This is a genomic window from Sulfurimonas sp., assembly GCF_016744025.1.
Lineage (GTDB): Bacteria > Campylobacterota > Campylobacteria > Campylobacterales > Sulfurimonadaceae > Sulfurimonas.
Window position 1 is genome coordinate 1 of the sequence record NZ_JADGFC010000250.1, and the last position, 1,563, is coordinate 1,563.

Here is a 1,563-nt window from a genome sequence, read left to right on the forward strand (position 1 = left end):
GCTTTTACACCTGTAAAATTTAAGTATATTTTACCTGAACAAAAAAACCATGATGAATTAGAAACAAAATCTAAAATTGTACAAAATCTTACAAGTTCTGGCTATGAAGTACCTGTAAAATATGTTAGTGAAACTTTTAATATAGAAGATATAACATTTAAAAAAGTAGATGCTCCTGTAAATAATAGACTATCATTAAATAAACAATCAAATAATGATGATTTAGAAACACGAGCATTGGAAGATGAAGTATTGGGCTATATTGGTGTCATTGTTGATGAGTGCAACTCTTATGATGATTTATTAGATAAATTATTAGAACAATATAATTTTATGGATTTAAAGACATTAGAAAATATTTTATTAAAAGATAATATCAAAGCTACAGTAGAAGGTAGTATAAAAGCTGGAAATGATGCCAAAGAGTAAAATTGATTTTAATCCATTAAAGCCTGATGAAGCAATATCATATATAAAAGGTAAAGGTCTTAATCTTACTTATGATTATGAAGAGATGATGCATCAAGCTCATCACAAAGCTTTTACAGTTGCTAAAATTACAAGATTAGACTTACTTAGTGATATGCATGAAGCAGTTCAAACAGCTATAAAAGATGGTACACCTTTTGAAACATTTAAAAAAAATATAAAACCAACTTTACAAAAAAAAGGGTGGTATGGAACTAAAGAGATAACAGATCCTAAAACAGGTAAAACTAAAGAGGTCTATATCGGTAGTAGAAGATTAAAAAATATTTTAAATACCAATAAGGAAGTAGCTTATGCAGTAGGTAGATATAAGCAACAAAGTGGTTTTAAACTTGCTACATTTTTACAATACCGAGCCTTACAACATGGTAACAGAAGAGATGACCATAAATCAAAACATGGAGTTATTTTACCAAGGGAACATATTTGGTGGTCTACAAACTATCCACCTAATGGTTGGGGCTGCAAGTGTTATGTTACAGCTCATACTAAAAAAGAGATTGACAAAAAAGGGTGGAAAGTTCATCAAGGAAAATTAGAAAATATAGCACATAAAGATTGGTCGTATAATGTAGGTGCTACAAATAAATTAAGTGGATTATCAAAAATCAACCTAGACAAAAGTTTACAGGAACTTCCAAAAAGTTCTAAAAATAAAGCTTATGAAAAATTAGACCAAGATAAACTTTTAGGACTTTTTTATCAAAAAATGGGTGTAAAAAAAGGCGATACATTTTTAGATAAAGTTGGTGACCCAATGGTAATAGATGATAATTTATTTTTAGATAAAAAAACAAAAGAGTTAAAAATAATGAAAATGGATAGACATCTATTTTTAGATGAGTTTACTAAAACTATAAAAGAACCAGATGAGATATATCTTGAATTTGATGATTTTGGGTTAAAGAAAAATATGTTTAGATATATAAATGTAGATGGTAAGAAAAAAGCAATACTTACAGTTTTTAGATATTTTAAAGACGCCAATTCTAAAATCAAGTGCAATTTTTTGAAAGTAAGTTGAAAGATAGGATTAATCGATAATCTGCTAATCTTATTCGACCAAAAACAAAG

The 1,563-nt window shown here is 27.8% G+C and carries 2 protein-coding genes; both read left to right on the top strand.

What is annotated here, in order from left to right; translation table 11 throughout:
• Positions 1–429, top strand: a 429-nt coding sequence (locus QZZ48_RS15755; RefSeq protein WP_294967204.1) for a hypothetical protein, incomplete at its 5' end; no start/stop codon positions are given.
• Positions 416–1,513, top strand: a complete 1,098-nt coding sequence (locus tag QZZ48_RS15760) for a phage minor head protein (protein ID WP_294967205.1) — start codon at positions 416–418, stop codon at positions 1,511–1,513. The genes QZZ48_RS15755 and QZZ48_RS15760, both read left to right, overlap by 14 nt.
• Positions 1,514–1,563: the final 50 nt, after the last annotated feature.

Excerpts from the sequence above, each read along its gene's own strand:
- QZZ48_RS15760 (WP_294967205.1), top strand. The coding sequence starts at position 416 with ATGCCAAAGAGTAAAATTGATTTTAATCCATTAAAGCCTGATGAAGCA.